The organism is Pseudoalteromonas umbrosa, assembly GCF_030125375.1.
GTDB lineage: Bacteria > Pseudomonadota > Gammaproteobacteria > Enterobacterales > Alteromonadaceae > Pseudoalteromonas > Pseudoalteromonas umbrosa.
Genome location: NZ_JASJUU010000001.1, coordinates 1,401,893 through 1,425,560, shown reverse-complemented (window position 1 = coordinate 1,425,560; position 23,668 = coordinate 1,401,893). Strand labels below are relative to the sequence as shown.

22 protein-coding genes are annotated in these 23,668 nt (G+C 40.9%); 16 read left to right on the top strand and 6 right to left on the bottom strand.

Annotation, left to right across the window (positions count from 1 at the left end):
- The first annotated feature begins 210 nt into the window (after positions 1-210).
- The 3 genes from QNM16_RS06115 to QNM16_RS06105 all read left to right on the top strand — a co-directional run bounded on the left by QNM16_RS06115 (position 211) and on the right by QNM16_RS06105 (position 4,750).
- The gene (locus tag QNM16_RS06115) at positions 211-2,178 is read left to right on the top strand and encodes a pyridoxal phosphate-dependent decarboxylase family protein (protein WP_284019656.1); all 1,968 of its coding nucleotides are present in this window, start codon (positions 211-213) and stop codon (positions 2,176-2,178) included.
- A 191-nt stretch (positions 2,179-2,369) separates the two neighbouring features.
- Positions 2,370-3,638 carry a hypothetical protein gene (locus QNM16_RS06110; RefSeq protein WP_284019655.1) on the top strand — a complete coding sequence of 423 codons (1,269 nt, stop codon included), beginning with the start codon at positions 2,370-2,372 and terminating at the stop codon, positions 3,636-3,638.
- Between the two features lie 164 nt (positions 3,639-3,802).
- Positions 3,803-4,750 carry a hypothetical protein gene (locus tag QNM16_RS06105; protein ID WP_284019654.1) on the top strand — a complete coding sequence of 316 codons (948 nt, stop codon included), beginning with the start codon at positions 3,803-3,805 and terminating at the stop codon, positions 4,748-4,750.
- A gap of 127 nt (positions 4,751-4,877) precedes the next feature.
- Here QNM16_RS06105 and QNM16_RS06100 read toward each other — a convergent pair whose 3' ends face one another.
- Positions 4,878-6,140, bottom strand: coding sequence for a hypothetical protein (locus QNM16_RS06100; RefSeq protein ID WP_284019653.1), 1,263 nt, complete (start codon positions 6,138-6,140; stop codon positions 4,878-4,880).
- A 367-nt stretch (positions 6,141-6,507) separates the two neighbouring features.
- Between QNM16_RS06100 and QNM16_RS06095 the strand changes: the two genes are divergently transcribed.
- The 7 genes from QNM16_RS06095 to QNM16_RS06065 all read left to right on the top strand — a co-directional run bounded on the left by QNM16_RS06095 (position 6,508) and on the right by QNM16_RS06065 (position 15,189).
- Positions 6,508-8,040, top strand: a complete 1,533-nt coding sequence (locus QNM16_RS06095) for a leucyl aminopeptidase (protein ID WP_284019652.1) — start codon at positions 6,508-6,510, stop codon at positions 8,038-8,040.
- Between the two features lie 214 nt (positions 8,041-8,254).
- A complete protein-coding gene (locus QNM16_RS06090; RefSeq protein ID WP_284019651.1) occupies positions 8,255-8,830 on the top strand; it encodes an ECF-type sigma factor in 576 nt (191 codons plus the stop codon).
- Positions 8,830-10,998 (top strand): serine/threonine protein kinase, encoded by a 2,169-nt coding sequence (locus QNM16_RS06085; RefSeq protein ID WP_284019895.1) that lies wholly within the window; start codon positions 8,830-8,832, stop codon positions 10,996-10,998. The genes QNM16_RS06090 and QNM16_RS06085 overlap by 1 nt, the downstream gene beginning before the upstream one ends.
- A gap of 219 nt (positions 10,999-11,217) precedes the next feature.
- Positions 11,218-11,856 carry a BPSL0067 family protein gene (locus tag QNM16_RS06080; RefSeq protein WP_284019650.1) on the top strand — a complete coding sequence of 213 codons (639 nt, stop codon included), beginning with the start codon at positions 11,218-11,220 and terminating at the stop codon, positions 11,854-11,856.
- Positions 11,857-12,170: 314 nt separating this feature from the next.
- The gene (locus tag QNM16_RS06075; protein ID WP_284019649.1) at positions 12,171-12,866 is read left to right on the top strand and encodes a response regulator transcription factor; all 696 of its coding nucleotides are present in this window, start codon (positions 12,171-12,173) and stop codon (positions 12,864-12,866) included.
- A gap of 9 nt (positions 12,867-12,875) precedes the next feature.
- Positions 12,876-14,639: a sensor histidine kinase gene (locus QNM16_RS06070; protein ID WP_284019648.1), complete on the top strand. Its 1,764-nt coding sequence runs from the start codon at positions 12,876-12,878 to the stop codon at positions 14,637-14,639.
- A 241-nt stretch (positions 14,640-14,880) separates the two neighbouring features.
- Positions 14,881-15,189: a gamma-glutamylcyclotransferase family protein gene (locus QNM16_RS06065; protein WP_284019647.1), complete on the top strand. Its 309-nt coding sequence runs from the start codon at positions 14,881-14,883 to the stop codon at positions 15,187-15,189.
- 49 nt (positions 15,190-15,238) lie between these two features.
- Here the strand turns inward: QNM16_RS06065 and QNM16_RS06060 are convergent, their stop codons facing one another.
- Positions 15,239-15,679, bottom strand: coding sequence for a hypothetical protein (locus QNM16_RS06060; protein ID WP_284019646.1), 441 nt, complete (start codon positions 15,677-15,679; stop codon positions 15,239-15,241).
- A gap of 136 nt (positions 15,680-15,815) precedes the next feature.
- Complete coding sequence (locus QNM16_RS06055; protein ID WP_284019645.1) at positions 15,816-16,835, bottom strand: helix-turn-helix domain-containing protein; 1,020 nt, start codon at positions 16,833-16,835, stop codon at positions 15,816-15,818.
- 188 nt (positions 16,836-17,023) lie between these two features.
- Between QNM16_RS06055 and QNM16_RS06050 the strand changes: the two genes are divergently transcribed.
- Together QNM16_RS06050 and QNM16_RS06045 are read left to right on the top strand one after the other, a co-directional pair.
- Complete coding sequence (locus tag QNM16_RS06050; RefSeq protein WP_284019644.1) at positions 17,024-17,668, top strand: hypothetical protein; 645 nt, start codon at positions 17,024-17,026, stop codon at positions 17,666-17,668.
- 123 nt (positions 17,669-17,791) lie between these two features.
- The gene (locus tag QNM16_RS06045; protein WP_284019643.1) at positions 17,792-18,298 is read left to right on the top strand and encodes a cytochrome b/b6 domain-containing protein; all 507 of its coding nucleotides are present in this window, start codon (positions 17,792-17,794) and stop codon (positions 18,296-18,298) included.
- Between the two features lie 44 nt (positions 18,299-18,342).
- On the opposite strand, the gene QNM16_RS06040 is transcribed toward QNM16_RS06045, so the two are convergent.
- Together QNM16_RS06040 and QNM16_RS06035 are read right to left on the bottom strand one after the other, a co-directional pair.
- A complete protein-coding gene (locus tag QNM16_RS06040) occupies positions 18,343-19,458 on the bottom strand; it encodes a pyridoxal-phosphate-dependent aminotransferase family protein (RefSeq protein ID WP_284019642.1) in 1,116 nt (371 codons plus the stop codon).
- Positions 19,459-19,580: 122 nt separating this feature from the next.
- On the bottom strand, positions 19,581-20,060 hold the full coding sequence (locus QNM16_RS06035) for an HPP family protein (RefSeq protein WP_284019641.1): 480 nt from the start codon (positions 20,058-20,060) through the stop codon (positions 19,581-19,583).
- Between the two features lie 114 nt (positions 20,061-20,174).
- Between QNM16_RS06035 and QNM16_RS06030 the strand changes: the two genes are divergently transcribed.
- Positions 20,175-20,720, top strand: a complete 546-nt coding sequence (locus QNM16_RS06030; protein ID WP_284019640.1) for a TetR/AcrR family transcriptional regulator — start codon at positions 20,175-20,177, stop codon at positions 20,718-20,720.
- 8 nt (positions 20,721-20,728) lie between these two features.
- Here QNM16_RS06030 and QNM16_RS06025 read toward each other — a convergent pair whose 3' ends face one another.
- Entirely contained in the window at positions 20,729-21,568 is an 840-nt protein-coding gene (locus QNM16_RS06025) for a LysR family transcriptional regulator (RefSeq protein WP_284019639.1), read from the bottom strand.
- 139 nt (positions 21,569-21,707) lie between these two features.
- Between QNM16_RS06025 and QNM16_RS06020 the strand changes: the two genes are divergently transcribed.
- From QNM16_RS06020 to hxpB, 3 genes are all read left to right on the top strand, one after another.
- Positions 21,708-22,367: an FMN-dependent NADH-azoreductase gene (locus QNM16_RS06020; RefSeq protein WP_284019638.1), complete on the top strand. Its 660-nt coding sequence runs from the start codon at positions 21,708-21,710 to the stop codon at positions 22,365-22,367.
- Between the two features lie 99 nt (positions 22,368-22,466).
- On the top strand, positions 22,467-22,946 hold the full coding sequence (locus QNM16_RS06015; RefSeq protein ID WP_284019637.1) for an ASCH domain-containing protein: 480 nt from the start codon (positions 22,467-22,469) through the stop codon (positions 22,944-22,946).
- Positions 22,943-23,596, top strand: a complete 654-nt coding sequence (hxpB, locus tag QNM16_RS06010; protein ID WP_284019636.1) for a hexitol phosphatase HxpB — start codon at positions 22,943-22,945, stop codon at positions 23,594-23,596. The genes QNM16_RS06015 and hxpB overlap by 4 nt, the downstream gene beginning before the upstream one ends.
- Positions 23,597-23,668 lie beyond the last annotated feature (72 nt).

Below are 23,668 nucleotides of genomic sequence, written 5' to 3'. Positions count from 1 at the left end.
CTCAAATCATTGTTTAATAAACACACTTCAATTAAATTTTTTATTAATTACTGAGTCTATGAAACGTATTCTTGATGCGTTCATATATTGCTTTGCCCTAATTATACGGAAAAATGAGCGGTATACAGTGCACAGGATAGCAGCATGTGAGCGCATTAATGCGGTGGCATGGTGAATGATTGTTTTAATATACAGACTGAGTAAACTAACATGGATATAAGCCTATTCTCTCCTTATTTTCTTGGCTCTTATGGTGAAAATAACCACGAGTTCGAAGATATCTTTTTAGAGTTCTTTCGAGACCACGTTTATTGGCGACGTAGTTTTCATCCAGAAGATTTACCGCCAGTCTCAATTATTGAAAAACAATCTTCCCACTACCTAGAAACCATGGCTAAAACTAAGCAAGAACTGCATAAGTTAAGTGCGGATTTAAAGCAATCAGTGCCATTTTCAAACCCTCGCTACATTGGGCATATGGCATCGGATTTACTGTTGCCGGGAATGCTGGCGCAATTTATTACAGCGCTGTATAACCCTAATAATGTCACAGAAGAAGCCGCGCCAGTCACCGTTAAAATGGAATTAGAAGTTGGTAATAAATTAGCTGAAATGTTTGGCTACAACTTAGATGCAGACAAAGGTGCAGTGGCTTGGGGACATTTAACCTCAGGTGGCACGGTGGCGAACTATCAAAGCTTATGGATGTTCCGCTCCGTGAAATACTATCCACTGGCGGTAAAGCGCTGTGGTGAGCTGGCAGATATTGACTTTGTAGATGGGCAAGGGCGTTCATTGCAAGGCATGTCGACTTGGGAGTTAATGAATCTCTCGATTGATGAAGTAGTACAAATTCGTGTCAATTGCTTAAATAAACTCAAAGCCATGGGTGATGAGAAATATGATGAGCTGATCGAGTTACTTAGAGAGCAGCGCATTGAGCACCAAGGTCACATCGACTTTTTTGACCAACATAAAGATTTAAAACAGCCAGTAGTGTTTGTGCCTGCAACTGCTCACTATTCATGGATAAAAGCCATGAAGATTTTGGGCATAGGCAGTAAAAACCTATGGCAAGTTCCAACGGATGAAAAAATGCGTTTAGATCCGATGGCACTAAAACAGTTGCTTCTAAAAGCCAAATCTGAAAACCGTACTGTACTTGCGGTAATTGGCGTCTTGGGGACTACCGAGTTTGGAACCGTTGATCCCATCTCTGACATCGTCTCTTTGCGTGATGAAATGAGCCGAGATGAGGGACTGAATTACTATATTCACGTGGATGCCGCATGGGGTGGCTATTTGTCGTCTGTATTTAGAGATGAAAACAATCGAATGCGCGAACATGAAGCGGTCAAAGCAGGGTTTGAGTATTTCCCATCAGCCAAAGTCTACAATGCATTTGCCGCGCTATGCGAAACTGACTCCATCACGGTTGACCCGCATAAGTTAGGTTATATGCCATTTGGCAGCGGTGCATTTATCGCGAGAAACAAAAATATGTGCGGGTTTGTGGTGCAAGAAGCTGCCTATGTATTTGATAAAAAGAACCGATTTGTTGAGCCTGAGCCTAAATTAAATCAGCTAGGTCAGTATATTATGGAAGGATCAAAGCCGGGAGCTGCTGCAGCCGCAAGTTATGTGGCGCAAAATGTTTTACCACTTAATGCTGAGCACTTTGGCAAATTACCTGCCAGCACAATTCGCACCACAGAAGTGTTTTACCATAAGATTGCAGCATTGAGTGAAAAACTGGCAGGCAAAGCGACCTTGATCGCGCCCATAGAGCCTGACACAAATCTGATTTGCTTGGCCATTAACCCCGCCGGTAACTCCAGTACACGAGTGTTAAATGACTTCACACGGAAAGTGTTTGAGCACATTAAAATTGAGAAGTCGACGCCAATGTTTAGCAAAGAGTTTATTGGCTCTTACACTTCTATTTTTAGAAAAAACATCAATGATAAAGTCGCACATAATTTATGTTTTAAGCTTGGCCTTGATCCGCACTCGTTTGTGAGAGATGTTGAACAGGTTGAGTTTCAAGATAACGCACTGTTTGTCTTACGACATACTTTGATGAACCCATGGCTATCAGATGATAAAAATGGCGTTACTTATATGGATATGTATCTTAACTACCTTGAGGAGATCATTGTGAAGTTAGTAGAACAATAAATTCGACCTGTAAAAATGCTGAGCCTTGGCCTGACAACGATGTCTGGGCTGAGCTTGGTAGATTAAAAAGGTGAATATCTCAAGTTAATTCAGTCGACTGGATTATCTGCTTTTTGCTTGAGGTTATTTTTTGTATTGAATCAAAAAGCGGATAGTAGTACCAGACTCATTATTTTTCATAAGGGACAAAAATGAAAAGAATATGTTTTGGAATCGTATTACTACTTTTATCTGTATCGGTGTTTGCGCGGCACGGAGGAGACTTATGTTGGGGGTGGGATGATAGCAATCCACCCGAACTTAAAGAAGAGGCGCTAAGAAGCTTTTTGGCCGATAGCGGGATAGGTAATATTTATATCTGTGGACAACCCATATTAATTACCAAACCCTTGATAATTGATAGACCTGTCCGATTTGAAGGTATAGGGCATACCGCTCAGATTATTGCTAAAAGTAAGTTTGCTGATTCTGCTGCTATGCTCAAGTTTACCGAAAATGCCAGTGGGAGCCAGATCAGGCAAGTTGTGATTGATGGGGACTTTTTAGCAACAAAAGGCGTAGAAGTACAAGGTGTGGATGGCATTGATATTTCTTACTCGGTATTCAGTCGTTTTTTAGGGACTGATTTTAAAACTGGCACCATAACGCATTACTCAGAAATTTACCCAGCTCGGGCGATTCAGATCACAAACAGTCGTAATATTCATATTTTCAATAATTTCATAGATAGAGTTGGAGGGTATGACGCCAGTTCTGATAGGTATTTTAATGGTGTAGATCTTGTGCGGGAAGGGCGTTTGGCGCACAGGGGAATATCTATAGTCGGGTCAGCTTCTGGTCAGGTAGAAGTATCTAAAAATACCATTCGTGACGTTTTTGGTTATTTAGATTCAAGCGCAATTTACGTACAAAGTATGGACTGCGTGGATCGTTGTTATTATGGAGTTATATCAGATAATGAAATTAATGCTTTTGGTAATAATGGCATTAAGCTTTTAGCAAGTAATTTCAATGTTCACTACAACCGCCTCTTTTCAAATGGTCAAAGTAACAGTGTGGATCGCCAAACAATAGGCACTACTTCATCAGCTATATTTTCACTTTGCCACTCGACGCCATGCTCAGAAAATATAATTTCAAGCAATGTCATAGAGTTACAGAGGGCTTATAGAGGGATCCAAGCTATCGGTGAGCATTATGTTGGCGGTAATCAAGTTACAATTCATAGCCCACATATAACAGCCAGAGGTATGCTTACCTATGAGTTTTCACTTCAGGTTGGCTCAGGGTTGAGCCACTTCAGTGGTAACCGTATTTATGGGGAGGCTAAAAACCCGCATTTAGGTGCGACAAACTATGCAGATGGATACTGCATTAATAGTGTTTCACACACTTACCGTAGTGAGGTTTACCATGACTGTGATCCTGTGTTGCCCAGCACAGTCTTACTAAGGCATTAAAGGCAAATTCACTCACCCTCCTAAACTACGAAAGTGGGTGAGTGAGAGATGCTGCGTTAACGTTTCACGTAACTATTGCTCTTTGTTTTGCGATCATAAATTACTGCTCAATGTATAGACTTTTTTGCCGATAACCAAGTTACATGGATGGGCTTGGAGGAGCTATGAAAATTGAAAGTGCACAAATTGAATTGCGTAACAAACATGAAGGTCAGTTTCACGTCAGTGAGCAGCGTACAGAAGTCATGATACCTGAAGAGGATCAAAGCGCTTTGCCCATGGTTGATACTGAAGTTGCTAAGGTTGATCAAGCAGCAATTGACATGGAAATGGGCAATGATGCAAAGATGTATATTCTTAAGTTACTAGTACAGAAGCTAACCGGAAAAGAGGTAAGTTGGTACGATGACACTATCGGTAAGGATGTAGCAGAGGCTGAAGCTGCAGATGCCGAGCAACCCGAGCCAACTCATGTTATTGTTGAGCGTTTGAGTCATGAGCAGCAGTCCAATGTATTTAAAGTTGGTGGTCAAATTACACTTCAAAACGGCGAGCAGATCGCTTTTGCATTTAAGTCTGTCTTTGAACAATCCCACACTAGTTACGAGCGCACGATTGAAGATATTAATATGAAAGATCCGCTTATTATTAGCTTCACCAATAAGGCGGTAGAGTTAGATAGTGAGCAGATGCAATTTGATATTGATGCCGACGGTAAAGTAGATACATTCTCACATCTTAAAAAAGGCTATGGTTTTTTGGCACTGGACTTGAACAATAATTCACGCATCGACGACGGTACTGAACTGTTTGGCGCGTTAAGTGGCAATGGCTTTGCTGATTTAGCCCAATACGACCAAGACGGCAACGGCTTTATTGATGAAAATGATGAGGTGTTTGATAGTCTTAGAGTGTGGATAAAAAACAAGGATGAAGATAAGTTGGTGACACTGTCGGAGGCTAGCATTGGAGCCATTGGATTGCAAAATGCAGATACTCCACTGAATATTCGAGAGCAAGGCGAGCTGAAAGGTGCAATCAGAAAATCAGGCTTTTATCTTGACGAACAGGGTAAGCCAAGCCTAGTACAACAGATTGATTATGTGGTTTAGATTTGGCAGGGCAGTGAAGTAGTTTATACAACAACCGGTTCGGGGAAATTAGCAGCACCCCTATTATTTTTGTTAAAAGACGAAGCACGTTAAGGTGTATCGTCTTTTAGTGACTTGAGTATGCGAGCTACTTTATTTTTTCACTGGAGTTAGACGCAATCGCCGCGTTCCCAGCTAAATCCAACATATATACCGCCCCTGAGGAGTTACCATTATCATCGCGAAGTGGTGCGGCAACGATGGCATGGTGATTGGATAGCGCCAGATTCCAGCCAAATTTATCATCGGCTTTTCCATCTTTAGCGACGATTTTTGATGTATAGTGCCACTGACCAAGATGCTTTTTATACACATAAACAGCACCTGCATTGCTGCCGTTGGCGTCATGGTGCATGGCGCTGATTAAGGCGGTGTCTTTGGAGAGTGTAACGCCACGTGCAAATCGGTCATCTGCATGAGCATCGGGTGCAACTAGTTTTTGTGTTTGCGCCCACTTCCCATCAGTACGCTCAAAAATATACGCCGATCCTGCATCAACACCCACACCGTCAATATCGTCTCTTCTGGCTGAGATTAATGCCGTGTTGCCTTGTAGAGCAACTCTCACCCCGAAGATATCTGTATGTCCGCCATCTTTTGCCATCAGTTTGGCTTGTTGCTGCCATTGTTTACCATCAAATTCATAGGCGTAAACTGCACCGGCCTCTTGTGCAATTTCATCGTGTAGATCTGCACCGACAAGTATGGTATTGCCATCAATCGCCACACTAATACCAAATAAATCATCCTCTGCACCGTCTTTGGCAGTAAGTTTTGCTTGATACTGCCAAGCGCCATTTTCGCGAGTATATACATAAGCTGACCCAGAGTCTTTATGTGGAGCATCGCTGTGGGGGGCACCAATAACTAAAAATCGTTCAGTAAGTGCAATGCTTTGTCCAAAGACATCGCCAGCCTTGCCATCAATGGCGGTTAAAATTTGCTTTTGTGTCCAAGCTTCGGCTTGTTTTTCAAACACGACGACGGCGCCAGAGTCTTTTCCTCGACTATCCCTTCTTGATACACCCAATATGGCCATGTTATTTTTCAGTGCCACATTACCACCAAGAGTGTCTTCGCTAAAGGCTGGTTCTGCTATCAGTTTTGCTTGTTGGTACCAGCCATTGCTACCAAGTGCGTACACATAGGCAGCCCCTGCATTTTGAATTGTTTTCGTATCCGCCTTAAAGGCACCGACCAGAGCGGTTGTTCCGTCTACAGCAACACTAAATCCAAAACTGTCTTCGGCTTTGCCGTCATGAGGTAAGAGTTTTTGTTGATTAGCTTCGCCATGAGAGGCCATAAGTAGAGTAAGACAAGATAAAGCTTTAAGTAGAGCACCCGATTTCATTATTATTTTCCTTGGGTTAGATAATACCGTTCCAAATATAAGAAACTTTTAGATGTTAGACAAGAGGCTAAAAAAATAGACCAAATTAAAAGTAGTCGAGGTTCAAAGTAGAGCGAAGCGATTGTCATCTATCTATTTATGCCACGATTTAAGAGAATCGATACCTCTTATATCTAAGCCTTTTATCACGTTCCTCATCCATACACAGCGTTTTTGCTTAAACTCATCGATAACAAATAGTTACATTCACTTATACAAGGTAGAGTTCATACCGCTTAAACCTTGACTATACTCAGGGCTAATCAAGGTTTTGGCTCTTAAAGCGACACTATTGAGTGTTATCGGTTTAATTAAGCGGATTAATAGCATGATCAAATTTACACTTGCTGCGCTGACTATGTTGGCTTCAAGCATGGCGCACGCGCTACCCAATATTCAATTCTCTAAACTCGACTTAACGCAAAACAAGCGTTTAATCATTTTTGTTGATAACGCTAATTCACTAAGCGGGCTTGCTGCGCAAGTAAATACAAAAACAAATGGTCAATTGCAGGGGGCAATTGAGAGCGCTGGCTTTAAAAGTGGATTTGGTAAAACGCAAACGTTTTATGGTCTAGCGCCTTTTGCACAAATCACAGTGATCGGTACTGGCTCTAATGCATTAACACAAGCTCAACTGCAGGACTTAGGTGGCTACGCAGCGGCGAGCACTCCTGATAATGGCAAAGCTCAGTATGCTGTGATTACTGACGCGCTCAATACGCAAGTTTCAACCCCTTCAGCTTGGGTAGCAATGGGCGCAGGCCTTCGCGATTATCACTTTGACAAATATAAAGCACAAGCAAAGCAATCTTCACCTCGTAACTTTGTGCTTCATAGTAGCAACGTCGCTGCAGCTACAAAAAAATATAGTGACGATTTAAAGTATATGGTGCAAGGCGTTCACTTAACCCGTGATATGGCATCAGAGCCAGGTAAATCCATTTACCCGCAAAGCTTTGTGGACAGAGTCAAAGATGCTTTCGATGATATCGATAACGTTGATATCAAGGTGATGAAAGTCAGAGAAATGAAAAAGCGTAATATGGGCGCGATTTTAGGTGTTGGCTTAGGCTCTATCCATGAACCACGCATGTTGGTGATCAACTACCGTGGTGGTAACAAAAAAGACGCGCCCATTACACTGGTTGGTAAAGGGATCACATTTGATACCGGCGGGATCAGTTTGAAGAAAAATAGCGGCATGTGGCAAATGAAATCGGACCTTTCTGGTGCTGCAGCGGTTGCCGGTACAATGCTAGCAGTGGCTAGCAGAGGTGAAAACGTCAACGTTGTTGGTGTGATGCCGCTTGCTGAAAATATGCCCGCAGAAGATGCAATTCGCCCAGGTGATGTACTAACGACAATGCAAGGTACGACGATTGAGATCATCTCAACGGATGCGGAAGGACGTTTGCTGCTAGCCGATGCAGTACGTTATGCACAAGATGAGTTTAAACCTAGAATGCTTGTGAACATTGCGACGTTGACAGGCTCAGCTGCGAGAGCATTAAGCGATGAGTATGCGGCCATGGTTACCCGAGATTGGTCTCTTGCTCAAAATATGATGCAAGTAGGTGAAACCAGTGGTGAAGCGGTTTGGCCTCTGCCTCTGCATCCTAATTTCTTTAAGCAAATTAAGTCAGACATTGCAGATATTAAAAACTCAGGTGCAGGTAACCCAGGTGCCAGTATCGGTGCAGCAGTAGTCGCGACGTTTGTAGATAAAGACGTTCCATGGGTGCACTTAGATATTGCAGGTGTTGATTGGTTAAATCAGCCGATTGCTGTTGCACCAAAAGGTTCTCAAGGCTGGGGTGTACGCTTTTTAGATCAATTGGTTAGACAAAATAGTAATTAATATCTGACGCTTGTTAAGAGTGCAGCTGCATTACAGTGGCGCACTCTTCTTTAATCCTTCTCAAACTAGAGTATGTGTTTCATTCGGTTTAATTGTACAGTAGCTCTCGCTGCGTAGCTTATCTGCATTGACTTTCAATACATTTTGTTTACAGTTTGCTTACCTTGCGTTGGGTCGCAACAATTTATTGCGCGTTATGGATTGGCTAACTTGAATGAAAAACGATATCACTTTATTGATTAGTAATTGGAAACAAGGCTGTGAAGCATCAGAAAAAGCACTTAAGTCAGCTGTTTTTCTACATTTAAAAACCTGCTTGAAAAAACATAAGCAACAATTAGTTCGTAACCATGATGACTTAGACGTGGTGCCGAATACAACATCTTTTATCAATGAATATTTCATTCACTTTGCACCTCCTGTCAAAGATTATGAGAATAGGAAACAATATTTAAAAGATGTATCAACGTTTATTCGTAATGCCTTGATCAGCGAGATCAGAAAGAACAAAGCTTATAAACGTGGAAATTTATACGAACATACCTCTATAGAGCAATTAAACCAAATCACAGAGTATGCAAATGATGAGCAGTACAGCACATTTGATGAGGCTATTGGGCTTTTAAAAACGAGATCAGAGCCATGCTACGAAGTTGCATTATTTTATTACTTTTTAGGCATGACAGCAGATGAGATTGGACGCGAGTTGAGTTTGTCTAGAGGGAAAGTCTATCGCCAAATTGAAGTAGCAAATGCGTTTTTAAGAAGTCAGTTTATGGATGTTTTGTGATGCTTGTGCCTAACCTAAATGGAAGCAGCGCATTTGATATCTTTGAGCAGTTACTTGAATTACCAGCTGATAAAATGATGCACAATGTGAATTCCTTTGAGGGGATAGACAGCTCAGTCATAGAAGAGGTAAAAAGTCTAATTCAAGCTCATCTTCTCAATAAACGAGATATGTTTTTATCGTCATTGATATCACAGTCTGCAAAGTCTGCCTTGGGTTATGACGAGTTGTTGCATCTTAGTGGAGTAGTAATCGAAGGCTTTGAATTAACAGCTTTATTAGGAGAAGGCGGACAAGGTGTTGTGTATAAAGCGATTCGATGCGACGGTAAATTCGATCAAACCGTTGCTGTAAAACTACTCTATCCGGCATTTAATATGCCTAAAGAAGCCATTGCGATATCGGTAGAGGCACAGAGCTTAGCCAAGCTCAATCATGGCAGTATTGCACGAGTATTTACCATTGGTCAGCACCATGACTACTGTTACATGATTATGGATTTTATAAACGGCGAGTCATTAGATACTTTCTTTGCTAATTATGCGCTTACTTTAGATGACATGTTGGAGTTGTTTTTCAAAATACTGAGTGCATTGGCACACGCACATGACCAAGGTATTGTGCACGCAGATATTAAGCCGAGTAATATTTTAGTTGATATGGATAAGCGCCCAGTGCTTTTGGATTTTGGTATATCTAAGCACCTTGTCGATATGCCGGCTATTTTAGCGCCTGAGGTACAGGGATTCACCCCAAATTTTTCTAGCCCAGAGCAAAGAAACGGAGAAGCTGTGGGAGTATCGAGCGATGTTTACTCCGCTGCAAAAATGCTAAACACTCTGATGCTTAAAAGATTTTCAGATGCAGAGCTAAGAGTTCGGTTATTAAGCTTGGTATTTAAGCAAGCATATTTAGAAGATGTAAAGGTGAGAACGCCGGATGTTGAGTCACTGCAGAATATGTTGATATCGGCGATGCACTTTCAGGTACCTAAAGAAATTAATATTTCTTTAGTGGATAAACTTAAATGCATAGTTTATCGATACAAATACCTACTTGTTAGCTTTGTTCTAACCCTGCCTGTTTTGTTCACTGTCTTAAATGTTTTGTCTACTAAAAATGCTGAGTTAGCTCAACAAAAAAATGAAAATGACAAAGCGATTGATTATTTAGAACGTTTATTTGAAGCGCACGAAAACAATGGAGAGTTCTTTGATATATTGAACAGTTCTACAGAGTCTGGTCATTTGGAGACCGTGTCCGAAGACGAAGAACAAGTTTATTCAAAGCTATTTTCCGAGCATGTGTTTACCAATCATGGTGGGAAGATCAGAGAGCCAATAGCACTGAAAGTGGTCGGTAAAGGCAACCATGTATCAGATTTAGCTTTTAAAGTTACAGGGCCAGGTTATGTTAGCAACGAAGGATATTATCGGCATACTTTTACTCAAGTAGGTATTCATACAGTTACAATAGAAGCACAAAAACATGGCCTAGGATATGACAAATTGGTGCTCAGGTTTGTGATCAGGGACGGGCATGGATTACCAATTCAGTTTAAAGATGTGCCAGCGACGCACCCTCATTATAACAACATCCATTATCTTGCGATGCGTGGTGTTGTTATTGGTCGTCCGGACAAAGGTGATGGTGGACGGATATTTCAGCCGCAGCAGGTAGCAAAGCAAGCTGAGGCGTTATCGATATTATTTTTATCTGCTCATCAGAAAGGAGTTATTACCCTGACTAAGACAAGTCATCATTTTCATAACCTGAGGTTGGTTAACGACAAAGGTGATATTGAGGACTTTACTTGGGCGAATGCCTATTTGGTGTATGGAAATAAAGCTGGGTTTATGCCATATCCGGAGCAGTTTGACCCTAAAAAGCCAGTATCAAAAGAGTGGCTCGCTATGATTGTGAGCCAGCTCTTGGAGCTCTACGATCCCGATGGGGTAGACAGCTTTTCGCATTATGGTTTTAGTGATAGCACAGAGTTTAACAGCGACCAAAGTTTAAGATATGGACAGTTATGCGCTTTTTATCAATTGTGCGATGTGCACGGCAGTCAATTTCAGCCCAAAAGAGCGATGACAAGAGGTGAAGTTGCCAATATTGGCGCTAAAATTTTACAAATGACTATGCATGCAAATGCGTCTGTAAATTAGTTTAACATTATGTTTTTTATTATTTTTCGCTTTTATTTCGTTCGGTTCTGTTGTTGAACTGCACATTTCTTACTAAAAAGCTGAGAAAAAAAACGCTAAATTACGTGCCTACTCCTCAAAAGAAAGATCACTTAGATTTAATCCTGCCACTAGATAGTGGAAAACATCCACAAATTTAAACATCAATGGCTAACGGCCATAAATATATAAGGATTGAAAATGAAAGTGTTGAACAGTCTGCTAATGATCGTCACTTTAGGAGCATCACTTGTTGCGGCAGCGCAAGATTATTCTTTCGCGGTATTAAAATCTGGTGTAAAGCAAGATTTGGAACAGTTAATTGATAACCCAAATAACTTTGTACGAGAAAATGATCATGTTTTTGGGGGGAGTATGTTATACCTCAAACATACATCAAGCACTGCTAATACTTTCAGGCAGTATGGTGTCGCAAATAACCATCAACATGATAGTCGCAATATTAGTTCAGTAGCTGATTTAATCTCGGTAGGAGAGAGCTTTGATAGTTATTTTCAGTGTGTGCAATTTGTGCGTGCATTGTCAAATGCTGGCCACACAAGTAAATGGAAGTGGAGTGGCGCTAAATTGAATTCGAGCATGTATCTGAAGTGGAGAATAATAGCAAAGTTTAAGTCAGACGGTACTTATTGGCAGCCTGGAGACAGCGGGGCGCCTGGTCATGTCGCAATTGCATTGGGGTCAAATGCTAACGGCGTGTATGTCATTGACCAAAACTGGGAAGGAAATGGCTACTCAACATACGGAAAAGTGGCGGTACATTTAATTCCTTGGAGTGAAGCGAGCAAGTACTCCTTACTTACCATTCCTAAAGGTTAAGTTTAACATTATTTGGAAATTAGCACTGGCAGCCCTATAGGGCTGCTTTTTGTAGGTTAAATTAATACATCATTACTTTGTTCAATACTGTTTTATCCTTGTTTTAATGAATTGATTTGGCAGTCATGATCGGTGATAGACAAGTGATAAATATAAAATGACCCGCTTATATTTTACAAAAGTTTGCATTTAAACCTTTGTGAAAATTGGTACACTGCGTATGCATAGTAACGGGTTGCTGGGCCATCTATAAAAACTAATTAGAAAGAAGGCCAGCGATCACATCGATTTTTACATCAACAAAAGGAAGTGGTTTGAGCATTAAACCAAGATTGCTCATCGTCGAAGATGAGCCGAGTATTTTAAGAGGTCTGACGGACTTATTTGTCTTTCATGGCTATGACGTAGACAGTGCCATTGACGGAAAAGAAGGCTTAGACAAGGGGCTTTGTGGCGATTACACCTGTATTTTACTCGATGTTATGCTGCCTTCGATGAATGGCTTTGATATTTGTAATGCACTTCGAGCTCACTCTCGTACCCAACCAATTATGATGCTCACAGCAAAAAATGCAGAAGAAGACATCATTAATGCGCTGACTCTCGGTGCTGACGATTATGTATCAAAACCTTTTTCAACGTCAGAGTTAGTTTTACGAGTCAATGCATTAGTTAGGCGATCAGGGTGGACAGAAAAAGGCGATGTCATCTCACTCAGTGAGCAAGTGTCCGTATGCTTGCAGTCACTGACTGGTAACTCCTATCAAAAAGAGATGAAATATACCCGCAGAGAAGCGGAGATTTTGGCTTATTTAAATCGCAAAGGTGGTTTAGTGTCACGAGATGACTTGCTAAAAGATGTCTGGGGGTACAAAGAAACTAAAGATATAGATACGCGAACGGTAGATATACATATCGCTAAAATTCGTAAAAAAATAGAAATAGACCCCAAAACACCGAAGCATTTAATCACCCACAGAGGTGAAGGCTACCAGCTCTATACACTATAAGAATAACAAATGACTTTTATAAAAAATAAACGCTTACTTAATTATTCTGAGCGTTTAAGACGATTGCAGATTTCTGCGGTTTTACTCTTATTGCTGCTACTCATTCCTCTCTCTTTACTATTTTGTATCAGTTATCAGCAAGCGGAAAAAAACCGCTTGTCAGAGTATCAACAAGAAGCCAGCAGTTTAGTCAGGGTCATTAATAGAAAGCTGTTTCGGATGACCAGTGTTAGCAATCAAATTCCTGTAGATGCATTCAATTATTATCGCTATGTGCATAATCCAGTTACTAAGCAAACACAAAAAGTAGTGTCATCTTTAGCAGAGCTTGATGGGTCACAAAATATAACTGGACTTGTGGGCTATTTTCAAATTGATCACAAAGGCAATTTTAATTCTCCAATTTGGCCAGATGCAATTACAATTGATGAATTGTCTGACACTTCCAATGAAATACAAACCTTAGAGGCTATTACGCGCCGCGAAATGGCCGTATCTGTTTATCACACTGTATTTCAATCTAAATCGATTAGAGCCATGTTGAATAATGGGCTAGATCTCAAAAGAAGCCAGTTTGATGTGAGCTTTGATTTGCCTGAATATATCATCTTTTATCGTGTTATTTCTGTTTTGGAACTGCCTGTATTGCAAGGGTATGTAGTAAAAAGAGGCCCGTATTTACAACAGCAAGTGACGAATATTCTTGAGAATAGACGTTTTGATATACCGATTATGGTAACGCTTAAGATTGTGGATGAGACGCTAGCTCATACACACTTTTTATATCTTCCTTCAGAGAATGCACCGGCTGTTTCACTGCCTCAAACACCAGAAAGTAGTTACATGCAGCAGCCTATATATGAAACTCGGCTGGATTGGCCATATAAAAACTACACGATATCGGTGACATCAAAGCCCATGCCACTTGCTGAATCAACCATATTTAGCCTGATCTTTAACGGTATTTTATTAATCGCTATTGTTTCTGCTTGTTATGGGTTTTATCGCTTTAGTGTTAAGCAGCTTGCACTTTCAGAAGAGAAGGTGAACTTTATCTCATCGGTAAGCCATGAACTGAAAACGCCTCTTACGTCGATTAAAATGTATTCTGAGATGCTTAAATCTGGCATGGTGACTTCGCCAAAACACCAAGGCGAGTATTTTGATTTTATTTGTGATGAGAGTGATAGGTTAGCAAGACTCATTGATAACATTTTACAGCTGTCTGCCTTTGAGCGTCAGCAGCAAAATGTGGCACCAGAGTATGTTCCGCTGACAGTATTACAAAACATTATCCACTCTAAAATTTCGTCATTGACTGACAAGCATAACTTTAAACAGGTACATTGTATGGAGTTTGCAGAGCCCGAATCTATTTTGGCATATATTGAGCCTGACGCATTTACACAAGTGGTGATAAATATAACGGACAATGCCATCAAGTTTTTTGAATCAGCAAATATAGATGACAATGACAGAAAGAAAATTGATTTTACTTTTTGCAGGCACCCCACAAACCAAAATATGGTTCAATTGGAGATCCGAGACTACGGTAATGGTATAAGCAAGGAGCAAGAAGAAAAAATCTTTGAGCTGTTTTATCGAGGGAGTAGTGAACTTACGCGAAATACGAAAGGGACGGGGATTGGCTTGGCACTTGTCCGCGAACTGGTATTATCGCAGCAAGGAGAGGTTCAAGTTCAATGCAGGCAACCGGGGTTGGCCTTATTGGTCTCATTTAGGTTAAAACTGAGGGATGATGATTATGCATGAAGGGGCCAAGCTGATAAAAATAAGTCAGTGAGTAAGTAGCAAGAAATTACTTAGTATTTTATGAAGGTAGAGCGCAAGACTTTGTTTATAGATAGCAAAGTTCAGATATTGTGCATTCTTATGGAACATTTATGGCATATTTAATTATTTATTAATTTAATCAGTAGCTTGTACTTTCGTGCTCAGCGATATAAATTTCGGTTCCTAATCGTTTATTTTATTCAGTGGGAGAGGCTAAAAAATGGAAAAGCTGTTTTCATATGGCACATTGCAGTTAGAACATGTTCAAATTGAAACGTTTGGTCGAAAACTAAAAGGCAAAAAAGACCAGCTTGTTGGCTATGTGCTATCCGAGGTTAAAATTACCGATGAAGAGGTGATTAAAACCAGTGGTAAAGACGTACATCCGATTTTGAAATACACAGGTAGCGAGTCAGATATTGTTGAAGGCACGATATTTGAAATCACCCCAGAGGAGCTTGCTCAGGCTGATGAGTATGAGGTGGATGAATATGTCAGAGTTGCAGGGCAGTTTCAATCAGGTCAGTAGGTTTGGGCTTATGTTTGTGCGGTAACAGAGTCAGCAAGAGGCTGATTTTTCAGTGTTCACCTCTTAACACATTGAGCTTTGTATGTTGCTCGGCGCTTTGTAATCTAGCGGCTTTATAGTCACCATTCACTTTTGTGAAGGTGAACATTATCAAACCCGCTTCTGAGTTCAAAGAGCCTGTACTCCAAATGATAAAAGTTCTAGGTTCACTTCCTAAATATTCAAAGCCGTAGGCTTTATCCCATGGGTCGAGTGGAGAGTCATTTAACGTCTTGGCGAGTGTGTTTTTGTATTGTGTTATGTTGTCGGAGTGACTCGAATTCAGTTCCAGTGTCTTTTCGTTTAAAGCTAACATTTTGCTTATCACTGCAACATCTGATTGGATCTTTAACTTTGGTGGTGTTGGACCACATAGTGTTGTTGGTATAAACACAGGAGCAATACAGATTATTGTAAGTATAAGTGCGACATAAACAGCGTAACGTTTCACGACTCAATTTCCTTTTTACTCATTCATGTAAATACAGTTCCACTAAGCAATAACTTACTTAGGATGAATGAATCCTCACTTAATTAAACGGGTAGCCTGAGAGTGATTTATCCTGTTGCATAACTATGAAAGCTGTTTACGCATATTGAGCGCGCCACTTACTTGGGGTAGTGCCCAGTTGTTTCTTAAATTCCGTATAAAAAGAACTTTTATTATTAAAACCGCTATCAAGGGCGATTTGAGTGATGTTATCCCTTGTTGTACTTTTTTTGAGTAGCTCACAAGCGAAATGGATTCTGTGCTCATTGAGTAATGTGTAAAAGCTCTTGTTCATATGCTCATTTAACAGCTCTGAGGTTTGATGTTGAGTCAGTCCAAGCTGGTCTGCAAGCTGTGCAAGCGTCAATTGGTTGTCTAAAAATACTTGTTCTTTTTCAAGTAACTGTTTGAGCTCATCGATGCAGCTTCGGGCAATCGAGGGGCTTAGCTGTAGCTGTTTTTCTGATATTGGTGTATCAACTGATCCCGTTAGGTCAGTTTGCTTAATGCAATAGACTGCAGTGAAAGAACATGCCAATAAATAAACACAAACGCTGATGTTCAATAGTAGCCAAAGAGGATAGGTCAATGGTGATTTGCTTAAGAATGCGATGGCAACACCGCCATTGAGTGCAACTACAAACACCACCCAGAACAGCAATAACTTACTTTTTTTTAATGTTTTTGCGTTTGCTACACCTTGGCTATGCCATATCGCCGTTACATAGCTGAACATCAAGCCAAAATAGACAACATACATTAGCGCAGTCTGAGTATGAAAGTCGGTGAGTTTGACTATTAGAAAAGCAAAAAAAGGCGTGCAATGTAGCAAGATTGTATTGAGCTTAGGTGTTACCTCATATCGATAAAATAAATAAGCAAGCCCACAAAATAATAAAATACAGTTGTTGGCTAACTGGGAAAGTAAAGGTGCATGAATATTAAACTTAATTTGAAGATAGCTGGTGAATGGGATCAGCAATAAAGCACAATTCGCTAAGGTCAAAAATGGCAAGCGGGTATTAAAGCTACACTCGAATCTTTGCATTTGGCCTGCACAAAATAATGTCAATAAACACGATACGAGATAAAACTCTTGTTGTAGTTCAAGCCACATAATCAACTTATCCTTAGTGAGCGTGGTAATGCACGTTCTGAATTGTCAATTTAACTAAATTGACATGTGTAATTACCTGATAGGTATCGATATTAATTCAAAGATTTCCTCTTTTATCAAGATGGAATAATTTTGTTTGCAGCGCTTTAAAACTAAAAAGGTGATAAATACAACGACTAGGAGTCATCATGAAATCTATTCAAGCAGGTTTAGTTTTATTAGGGTCAAGTTTTTTAAGCTGTAACACCATTGCGCAGCCTTTAACACAGGCACAATCAGAGCAGCTTAAGCAAAATGTACTTGCATATATGAGTTCTTGGAATATTCACGAAGCAGCTGATCGTGTAAGTCATTTAGAGCAGGCCGTTAATCCAGGGTTTCGTTATCAAGACCCAACAACCGCTGGACTTAGAGTTACAGGGGCAGAAAGTGTCAGTAATTGGATCGGGGATTTTCAGGGGTATATGCATGAGTATGGACTCTGGCCTTATGATGCCATTTTGGTGTCAAATATTGAAATTCATGGCAGCGTTGACAGCGCGAATATAAGGTTTAACTGGCATATTTCAGCATTTGATGGTGCTGTAACCATAGCTGAAGGGGTTGATTATGGTACTTCGTCAAACCTCAAGCTCGATTCGATTACTGGCTTCTATGGCGCGCTGTCACCGCTATGTAGAGCGCCTGAGTTTGAAGCTGGCAACACCTATGTGAGAGATAACCAAGTTACATTCGAGCAGGCAATTTACAAAGCCAGCTGGTGGACTCAAAGCTCACCAGAGCAAAACCCAGAAGCTTGGGTAAAACTCACAGACTGTAGCGTCAATCCGTAACGATTAGCAATCGTCCAGAGTGGCTCATCACGAGCCCTCTTTTATTCTTTCAGAAATTATTGAAACTTTATTTCTTGGCGCTAATATAAATAGGGTCTTGTCTAAGAAATAAAGGATTATTTTATGAAGAATAAGCACTATCTTGTCGATCGTTCTCTTCACTGGTTTGCCGCTTTTTTGATCCTATTTATTTTAATGAATATGGGTACGCAAATTCACAATATCGATTATCGTATAAAAGGTCAGGCGCTGCACCGTCAAGATGCGATTGAAACGCATGCATTAATGGCGCTTGGGGTATTTGGCTTAATTTTGGCACGGCTTGGCTGGGAAAAACTGTTCGCAAACAGGCTTCCCCGTCAACCTATGCGCAATACATTCCATTTGGGATTAGTAAAGAGCGTACATGCATGTTTTTATTTAATTCTATCAGGGTTGGTGATCACAGGATTGGGTATGGCGATAAACGCTGAGGAGGTTATTCAATTATTTGGTGTGCAACTTTCTGATGCGATTAGCAGTGACGGACGCTTTTATGCCAAGATGCTAGACATCCATTTAATGCTTATTGACACCCTATGGTGGCTGATAGTTTTGCATTTTTTGGGCGTGTTGTATGCGCGCAAGTAGCTAGTTAAAGTGCAGGGGCAATGACTGCCCCTGCAAGATAATTTTTACTTGATGGTATCTTCTAAGGCTGCAAGTAATAAGGCCACGTTTTGCTCATTGGCTGTGCTGCCCATCAAACCTATGCGCCATGTCTTTCCTGCAAGCTGGCCAAGTCCAGCACCGATCTCTAGGTTGTATTTACTTAATAAAGTTGATCTGACATGAGCATCATCAACCCCATCAGGCACTAAAACAGAATTGAGCTGAGGCAGGCGATGTGCTTCATCAACCAAAAACTCAATGCCGAGCTTTTCAAGACCATGACGAAGCTTCTCATGCAATCTTTGATGACGCTGCCATGCGTTTTCTAGCCCTTCTTGCTTGAGCATAAGTAAGGATTCATGTAGCGCATACAATGAATTAATCGGGGCTGTGTGATGGTAGCAGCGTTTACCTTCACCAGACCAATAATCCATCACCAAGGATTGATCTAAAAACCAGCTTTGCACCTTACTTTGACGAGATTTAAGTATTTCAACCGCTTTTTCGCTGAAGCTGACAGGAGAGATCCCCGGTACGCATGATAAGCACTTTTGAGAACCTGAATAGATGGCGTCGATACCCCACTCATCGACTCTAAGCTCGCTGCCGCCAAGAGAAGTAACAGCATCCACGATACTTAGCGCGTTATATTGCTGTGCAATTTGGCATAAGCTTTTCGCATCACTGCGGGCACCTGTTGAGGTTTCTGCGTGCACAAACGCCAAAGCTTTTGCATCAGGGTTCGCTTTAAAGGCGTCACTCACTTTGTCAACTGAGACTGGATGACCCCATTTATCTTCGACAACAATGGCTTTGGCACCTACGCGTTCTATGTTTTCTTTTAAACGACCACCGAATACACCATTAATACACACAATGACTTTATCACCGGGCTCGATGAGATTCACAATACAGGCTTCCATACCCGCAGAGCCCGGCGCAGATAGGGCAATAGTAAAGGCATTTTGTGTGTTAAATGCATATTGCAGTAACTGTTTTATCTCGTCCATTAAGCCGATGAATTGCGGGTCTAAATGACCAATAGTTGGCCTAGATAGGGCTCCTAAAACTCTCGGAGATACATTAGAGGGACCTGGACCCATTAATATACGTGGTATTGGATTAAAAGACTCAAACATAAAAATTCCTGCTGTTAGCGTGTTAGTCGACTTAAAGGATGAAGCGTTAAAAAAGCGCTTGGATTTTATCGAAGTTTTATTGTGTGTTTATTGATACATATTATCCAGTGTTTAAAGAAAATTTATTTAATGGCGGTTTCTGTTGAGGATGTCGTTTTTTGCCATTTGACGTACATTAAATTCAAAAGGCTGGCTAGTGCAACCAAGAATAAGCAGCCGCTCAAAACCGGAAACAATAAAAAGTCGATGTGTGTATTGCCAGCCATGATGATAACAAGTGTTGTAGCGCCTGCTGGCGGATGAACTACCTTGAACAGCTGCATTAGGGCAATTGCTAATCCAACACCAATAGCGATGGATAAAAGGCTTGAGCCAAATAAAAATAACATAACCAAGCCGATGGCAGCTGAAAGGCAATGCCCGCCGATGACATTTTTTGGCCTTGATAACGGGGAATGAGGAACCGCAAAAAGTAATACACATGTAGCGCCAAACGGGGCCATTAAGATCGGGTAATGCACCAACGAAGAGAGCATGCCTAATCCCCAAATTCCCAAAAAACCACCTACGAAACCTTTTGTAATATCAGTTAATCTACTCACTTTATCTCCTTACGTTAGCGCTGTAATTTTAAGTGTGTACAAACCTGTACACATCTTGCTAAAAAGAGTACAGATTTGTACACTTCCAGACAAGTAATTTCTTGGCAAAAAAACATGGATATACAGCAGCATATTTTGGATGTGGCAGAAGACTTATTTAACCAGCATGGGTTTAACGTGGTTGGTGTTGATCTGATAAGAGATGAAGCCAAAGTGTCCAAAACCACCTTGTATCGCCGTTTTGGCGATAAGCTTGGTTTAGTGGAGGCAGTGTTGCATCGGCGGCATGAGCGCTTTGAGCAAATGCTTGATGAGGTTATCAGTGCTCATGACAGTCCGAAGGATAAAATCTCAGCTATTCTAGATTGGCATTTTAATTGGTTTGGGTCGCCGCAGTTTAAGGGCTGCATGTTTATGCATGCCCAATCAGAATTTAAATGCACACAGCAAAAACCAAGTGAAATTGCAGTGGATCATAAAGCATGGCTGCTGTCTTTATTTATTCGTGCTCTGGGTGAAAATCAAGTTAATGTACAAGAATACGCCGAGATGCTACTGACCTTTTTTGAAGGCATGATAGTACGCGCTGAATTCGGTTGTATTTTGCATGATAAAGCGTTTTACAGATCTGCCTGTTTGAAGTTACTACCATTGAAATAAACCCATGTTTAGATAAATTTCTTTCTAAGCCAGTTAACAAATTTTTGCTGTTGTTGGCTGTAGCGTACTTCTTGCGAGGACAAATAATATCCTAAGCTTGAGGAAACAGGTTGGTAAGCTGAACAAGTTAATACACCGTTTTGTTCAAGCATGTTAACTAAGCTGTGCGAGGCAAACACACAGCCAGCGCCAGCAATGGCTTCTTGAATGCAATAGAGCTCTTGGTCATAAGTGATGAGCTCATATTGTTTATCATTCATCTGGTTTTGACTTAACCACGCTGACCAAGGAGCTTCGGGAAGAGATTGATTTTTCCACTTTGGCATAAAAACAGTATTTTGATTTATGCTGTCAAGGTTTGGATTGAGATATAAATTAAATTGCTCAATTGAGAGAATTTGGTGCTTTTCAATGTGGCTAATATCACCAAATCGAATGGTAATCGCCTGATTATCATGAACTAGATGTTCGCCGGTGATCACTGATACATCAATATCTGGGTTTAATTTCGCAAAATCTCTTAAGGCTGGGATCAGCATTTGGGCTGCAAAGGACGAGGTGGTGTGCACGACTACACATTTGCTTTGCTCTACTAGCTGATGAAGCGCTCGCTCTATGGTACTAAATCCAGAACTGGTGGCTTTTGCCAGATCAGTACCAGCTGTTGTCAGCGTGACTTCTCGTGTTTTTCTAATGAATAGTTCGATGCCCAAACGCGTTTCAAGGTTTTTAATATGATGAGACACATTGGTTGCCGTGAGATTTAGCTCATCGGCTGCGAGTTTAAAACTGTTGTGGCGCGCTGCAGCGTCAAAGACCTTAAGTGCTTGCATTGAAACGTTGGTCATCGGTTATTCCTAAAAAATAAAGTCATTTTAATTATACATGAGTAAAACTTATTTATGTCTGGGTTCTTTTCATTTGTCGCGATATGGCAAAAACAGCAAAATTGCAGCCATAGAACAGCAACAATAGGTATATAACTCGATGTACTCAATACTTCATATAGACTCAAGTATCAGAAAGCGTGTTAACGACAACCCGAGCCATGATTCAATCTCTAAACGCTTAGCCCATAGCTTTATCGAGAAATTAAAAGAAAACTCATCCATAAAAGCATATCAGTACCGCGACGTGGGAATGAATCCTCCACCTTTTACTGATCAGGATTGGTTAGGTGCCGTATTTACGCCACAACGGAGCCGCAGTGAACAACAGCGCCAGAAGCTGGCAATATCAGATCAACTAATTCAAGAGGTGAAAGTGGCCGATATCATCGTTATTTCTACCCCAATGTATAACTATGGTATGCCCGCACAATTAAAAGCATGGTTTGATCAGATAGTCCGGATCCATGAAACATTTAGCTTTGACTTAAATCGAGGTGATTTTCCACTAGAGCCGATTTTGAGTGGGAAAAGCTTGGTTCTCATTACGTCATGTGGAGAGTTTGGCTTCGAAAAAGGGGGAGTAAGAGAGTCGATGAATCACTTAGCACCGCATATTAAAACCTTGTCCAAGTACTTAGGCTGTGAGCAAGTATTTGAGATTGCCTCTGAGTATCAAGAGTTTGCTGACTTACGTCATCAAAACTCATTGGAGACAGCGTTTGTTGAAACACGTTCACTAGCAAATAAGTTTGCGTAATCAATTTGTAACAGCAAAAAGCGATTTTTGCTGTTTATTCTCGTTCTGACTGTCTTTATTATTGGTGCATATCCATTAATTTGCCAAAAGGAGTATGGTTTGGCTGATAATTCTCAAGACCTTTCAGTTGCTCAAATATGTAAACGTTATTTTGATGAGCAAGGCTTACCAGAGCGGAAACTCGAAAGCTGGCACTTTTGTGATAACGAAGTGGATGCAAATGCGTGCCTCGCTTTGGTGCTTATGGGAGAGAAAAAGGCCACGTCACCGTCTTTATGGTGGTATGAAGCAAATGATGAAGCATTGCCACAAGCTGGCGATTTAAATGTAGTGACAAACTACAAAGGTGAAGCTCAATGCATTATAAAAACAACCAAAGTGTCTGTTACACCATTTAATCAGATCAGTGAAGCTTATGCGCAAATAGAAGGAGAGGGCGATAAGTCACTTGCTTATTGGCAGCGAGTGCACTGGGCATATTATCATCGGGAATTAGCGGGGACTGCATTTGTACCTAAGCCTGATATGCCTATTGTATGTGAAGAATTTGAAGTGGTTTTTGCATTGGAAAAGCTATGATAGAAGCGGTAATTTTTGACATGGATGGCACCTTAATTGATTCCGAGCCCATGTGGCAACAAGCTGAAAAACAGGTATTTACAAGTTTAGGTGTGGATGTGACAGATGATTTGGCAGCAAATACTGCGTCAATGACAACCATTGGAGCTGCCAAGTTTTGGTATCAGCAATCTCCATGGCATGGACCTTCTATTTCACAAGCCGCTGATAACGTCGTCTCTTGTGTAGCGGAACTTATTTTACAAAAAGGTAAGGCATTATCTGGTGTGCATGATGCTTTGGCTTATTTAAGTGAAAAACAGATTAAGATTGGTCTTGCGACTAATGCGCCAGAGAGGCTTATTCCTGTGGTGTTAAATGCTCTCAATATTGCACATTATTTTTCTGTTTGCTGCTCATCAGAAGACGAGCTGTCAGGTAAGCCTAGCCCAGATGTCTACTTAAGTGCTGCGGCAAGGCTCAGCGTCGCCCCAGAGAAGTGCCTAGCTGTGGAGGATTCTGTCACAGGGTTGCTTGCTGCAAAGGCTGCAAATATGCGCACATTAGCGGTGCCTTCAAGCGCTCAATTTAACTGTGATCAGTTTGCACAAGCAGATTTCAAATTGGCTAGTTTAACAGGGCTCACATCACAACATTTGATTGGAGCTTGATAAAGCAGATTGAACAAAATGCGTTCAAACACAGTTAAATAGGGTGTCTGACTTTGCAATTATTGCGAGCTG